At 61.8% G+C, this 4,509-nt stretch carries 5 protein-coding genes; 4 read left to right on the top strand and 1 reads right to left on the bottom strand.

All coding sequences use genetic code 11. From position 1 onward, the window contains the following. Window positions 1–143: 143 nt before the first annotated feature. Complete coding sequence (locus QMX91_RS29250; protein ID WP_282413789.1) at window positions 144–2,198, top strand: S9 family peptidase; 2,055 nt, start codon at window positions 144–146, stop codon at window positions 2,196–2,198. Between the two features lie 275 nt (window positions 2,199–2,473). Further along, window positions 2,474–2,947 (top strand): cyclic nucleotide-binding domain-containing protein, encoded by a 474-nt coding sequence (locus QMX91_RS29245; protein ID WP_007969596.1) that lies wholly within the window; start codon window positions 2,474–2,476, stop codon window positions 2,945–2,947. Here the strand turns inward: QMX91_RS29245 and QMX91_RS29240 are convergent. Further along, entirely contained in the window at window positions 2,944–3,228 is a 285-nt protein-coding gene (locus QMX91_RS29240; RefSeq protein ID WP_282413788.1) for a hypothetical protein, read from the bottom strand. The genes QMX91_RS29245 and QMX91_RS29240 overlap by 4 nt on opposite strands. 80 nt (window positions 3,229–3,308) lie before the next feature. Here QMX91_RS29240 and QMX91_RS29235 point away from each other — a divergent pair, with 80 nt between their 5' ends. Continuing rightward, complete coding sequence (locus QMX91_RS29235) at window positions 3,309–3,995, top strand: hypothetical protein (protein WP_098967690.1); 687 nt, start codon at window positions 3,309–3,311, stop codon at window positions 3,993–3,995. A 49-nt stretch (window positions 3,996–4,044) separates the two neighbouring features. After that, window positions 4,045–4,416 (top strand): YajD family HNH nuclease, encoded by a 372-nt coding sequence (locus QMX91_RS29230; protein ID WP_003222612.1) that lies wholly within the window; start codon window positions 4,045–4,047, stop codon window positions 4,414–4,416. Window positions 4,417–4,509: the final 93 nt, after the last annotated feature.

Here is a 4,509-nt window from a genome sequence, read left to right as displayed (position 1 = left end):
GGGCTTGCTCGCGAAAGCAGTGTGTCAGCCAAATAAGTCTTTACTGACAGGACGCCTTCGCGAGCAAGCCCGCTCCCACAGGTGCTGCGGCGGTTTCACGATCCGCGAAAACCTTTATTCCGAACATTGTCCGAGAGCCTTCCATGCCCGAATCCGCCCACGTCCTCCGCGCCCCGATCGCCCGCAAGGCTGCCGGTGCCGACCCGTATGCCTGGCTGCAGGAACGCGACACCGACGCGGTGCTCGACTACCTCAAGGCCGAAAATGCCTATCAGGAAGCACAGACCGCCGATCAGGTCGGCCTGCGCGAGAGCCTGTTCGAGGAGATCAAGGGCCGGATCCTCGAAACCGACCTGTCCCTGCCCTCGCCTTGGGGCCCGTATCTGTATTACACGCGCACCACGGCGGGTGACGAGTACGCCCGCCATTACCGTTGCCCGCGTCCGGCCGATGACAGCCTGACCCTCGACGAAAGCCGCGAGCAACTGCTGCTCGACCCGAACGTTTTGGCCAACGGCGGCTTCTTCTCGCTCGGCGCGTTCAGCATCAGCCCGGATCACCAGCGTCTGGCCTACAGCGTCGACGCCTCGGGCGACGAGATCTACACACTGTTCGTCAAGGAGCTGGCCAATGACAAGGTCAGTGAACTGGAATTTCAGGACTGCGACGGCAGCATGACCTGGGCCAACGACAGCCTGACGCTGTTCTTCGGTGTGCTCGACGACACCCATCGCCCGCACAAACTGTTTCGCTATCGCCTCGACGGCACCGCCGCCGAAGAGGTGTTCCACGAGCCGGACGGGCGTTTCTTCCTGCATTGCTACCGCTCCAGTTCCGAGCAGCAATTGCTGCTGACCCTGGGCAGCAAGACCACCAGCGAAGTCTGGGCGCTGGACGCGCATCAGCCGCACCTGCCCTTCACTTGCCTGGCGCCACGGGTCGAGGATCACGAATACGATGTCGATCACGGCGCGCTGGATGGCGTGTGGACCTGGTTCATCCGCACCAACCGTGACGGCATCAATTTCGCCCTGTATCAGGCGCCGGACACCGGTGTGGTACCGAGCGAAGCCGACTGGCAGAACCTGATCCCGCACAGCGACACGGTGATGCTCGACGGCGTGACGCTGAACACCGCGGCCATGACCCTGAGCCTGCGCGAAGGCGGTCTGCCGATCATCGAAGTTCATCCGCAAGGCCTGACGCCGTATCGCGTGCAATTGCCGGACGCGGCTTACAGCCTCTATGTGCAGAACAGCCTGGAGTTCGAGAGCGACTGCATCCGTCTGCGTTACGAGGCGCTGAATCGTCCGGCACAGGTGCGCCAATTGCTGCTGGCCAGCGGCGAGCAAACCGTGCTGAAAGAAACCCCGGTGCTCGGCCCGTTCGACGCCGACGCCTACGTCAGCCAACGCCTGTGGGCCACGGCGCCGGACGGTACGCAGGTGCCGATCAGTCTGGTAATGAAACGCGAAATGGTCGGCAAACCGGTGCCGCTGTATCTGTACGGTTATGGCGCCTACGGTTCCAGCCTCGATCCGTGGTTCTCCCACGCACGCCTGAGCCTGCTGGATCGCGGCATGGCTTTCGCCATCGCCCACGTACGTGGCGGCGGCGAGTTGGGCGAAGCGTGGTACCGCGCCGGCAAACAGGAACACAAACACAATACCTTCAGCGACTTCATTGCCTGCGCCGAATTCCTGATCCTCAACGGCATCACCACCGCCGAGAAACTGGCGATCAGCGGCGGCAGCGCTGGCGGCTTGTTGATTGGCGCGGTGCTCAATCAACGTCCGGATCTGTTCGGCGTGGCGATTGCCGAAGTGCCGTTCGTCGACGTGCTCAACACCATGCTCGACCCGGACTTGCCGCTGACCGTCACCGAGTACGACGAGTGGGGCAACCCTGAAGAGCCGGAGGTCTACGAGCGGATCAAGGCGTACGCGCCGTACGAAAATGTCACCGCGCAGGATTACCCGGCAACCCTGGTGATCGCCGGCTACAACGACAGCCGCGTGCAGTACTGGGAAGCGGCCAAGTGGGTGGCGAAACTGCGCGCGACCAAGACCGACGACAACCTGCTGCTGCTCAAGACCGAACTCGGCGCCGGGCATGGCGGGATGAGCGGGCGTTATCAGGGATTACGTGACGTAGCGCTCGAATATGCATTTGTGTTCAAGGTTTTGGGCCTGGCCTGAGGAACTCCGTCGGTCACTTGGGTCTTAATTCCAGACCCAAGAAGCCGATACACCACAGATCCCTGTAGGAACGAGCCTGTGTGGTGAGGGGATTTATCCCCGATGGGTGGCAAAGCCGCGCCAGATCTGCAATGCGATTCTTTCAGGCAGACCGCATTGGCTGATTTGCGACTGCTGCGCAGCCGATCGGGGATAAATCCCCTCACCACAGGCTCACTCCTACAAGGGTTCGTGTAGTGCCTGAAAACCGTGAAAACAATAAAGACCGCAATGACATGTCAGAACCCACCCTGCTGAACAACGAAATTCGCGACTGGCTGATGGACTGTGGCCTGTTCGATCAATTGCAACTGGCGGACTTCGCCGCGGCATCAGGCTACTTCAGCATCAGCACTGTAGCCGAGGGCGAAGCGATCTTCCGTGAGGGCGATGCCGGCAGTTTCATGTGCATCCTCCACACCGGCCAGGTCGCGGTGCAAAAGACTGGCCCCGACGGCCAGGTCATCACCATGGCCACCCTGCGCAGCGGGCGGGCGTTTGGTGAAATGGCCGTGCTGGATGGTGAGCGCCGTTCAGCGACCTGCATCGCGGCGAGCAATTGCCAACTGCTCAACCTAGGCAAGGACTCGCTGGAAAAGATGCTCAACGACGCGCCGAAGATCGCCGCCAAGATCATCCGCGCCCTCGCCGTGTCCCTCTCCAAACGCCTGCGCATGGCCGACGGCCAACTGGCGGCGCAACAGGTTTAACCACCGGGGGATTTAACCTTGGTGCCGCTCGGTTCGATGCCCGGCACCGGTTGATCCTTGCTCGGCGGGCTGGGCATTTCGATCGGCACCAGCGGCGGGCTACCACTGCCGGCACCGGCCTTCGGTGCGCTGATCGGGGTGATTTGCGGATACGGGGTCGGCGTGGCGGTTCCCGGTGAGCCGGGTTGCGGCGTCGGGCTGACCGGAATGGTCTGCTGCGCCTGCACTGCAGTAATCGAGAGCGCGGCCAGGGCAATGACCGTTAGAATGCTGCGCTTCATCAAGGGCTCCGTTTGGCCTTTAGTCTGCGCTCAGGCTACTCCCAACGGGCCTGCTTGCCTTCCCCCTTGTAGAGATTTCCATGAAACGTTTCGTTCTGCTCGACACCACGCCGATCCCTGACAACGGTGGCGCCCTGTGCCTGTTCGAGTATGGCGAGGATTTCGTCATCAAGATCCAGGGTGGCGACGGCGGGCAATTGATGAACACGCGCATGCACGGTTCGGAAGATGCGCTGGCCGAGATCCCTTGCCGCAAGGTCGCCGGCCGGCCGAATTCGCGAGTATTGATTGGCGGTCTGGGCATGGGTTTCACCCTCGCTTCGGCGCTCAAGCATCTGGGCAAGGGTGCCGAGGTGGTGGTCGCCGAACTGGTGCCCGGCGTGGTCGAGTGGAATCGCGGGCCGCTCGGTGAAAAATCCGGGCGACCGTTGCTCGACCCGCGCACAGTGATCCGTCAGGACGACGTGGCCAGGGTCCTGCAAAGCGAGCCGAACGGCTTCGACGCAATCATGCTCGACGTCGACAACGGCCCCGAAGGCCTGACCCAGAAGGCCAACAGCTGGCTGTACTCCGCCGCTGGCCTCAACGCCTGCGCCAAGGCCCTGCGGCCCAAAGGTGTGCTGGCGGTGTGGTCGGCCAGCGCTGACCGGCAGTTTTCCGACAAATTGAAGAAGGCCGGGTTCAAGGCCGAAGAAGTCCAGGTCTTCGCCCACGGCAACAAGGGCACCCGCCACACGATCTGGATTGCCGAGAAGCTCAAGGGCTGAGCTAAACTCTGCACATAACCGTCATTAGTCTTTTTACAAAGGTGAACCCATGAGTTCGTCCACCCCGACCAACACGTCGAAGCTCGATCGCATCCTTGCCGACAACCAGCGCGACAAGGAAATGGGCTACCGTGACAAGGCCCTGAAGATGTACCCGCACGTCTGCGGCCGCTGCGCCCGTGAGTTTTCCGGCAAGCGCCTGAGCGAACTGACCGTGCACCACCGCGACCACAACCACGACAACAACCCGCAGGACGGCTCGAACTGGGAGCTGTTGTGCCTGTACTGCCACGACAACGAACACTCGCGCTACACCGACCAGCAATATTTCGGCGACGGCTCGCTGAGCACGCCAAAAATCGCCAAGGCCACGCATAACCCGTTTGCCGCCCTCGCCGGGTTGATGAAAAAAGAAGATTAAAGTTCTTCATTGGCCCGCCTGGCCCCTTCGCGAGCAAGCTCGCTCCCACACTGGATCGGTGTCATACACAAAACCACTGTGGGAGCGAGCTTG

It is taken from the genome of Pseudomonas sp. PS01299, from assembly GCF_029960145.1.
GTDB classification, from domain to species: domain Bacteria; phylum Pseudomonadota; class Gammaproteobacteria; order Pseudomonadales; family Pseudomonadaceae; genus Aquipseudomonas; species Aquipseudomonas putida_A.
Note: the sequence above shows the minus strand (reverse complement) of the source record. Positions and strands in the feature narration are given on the sequence as shown.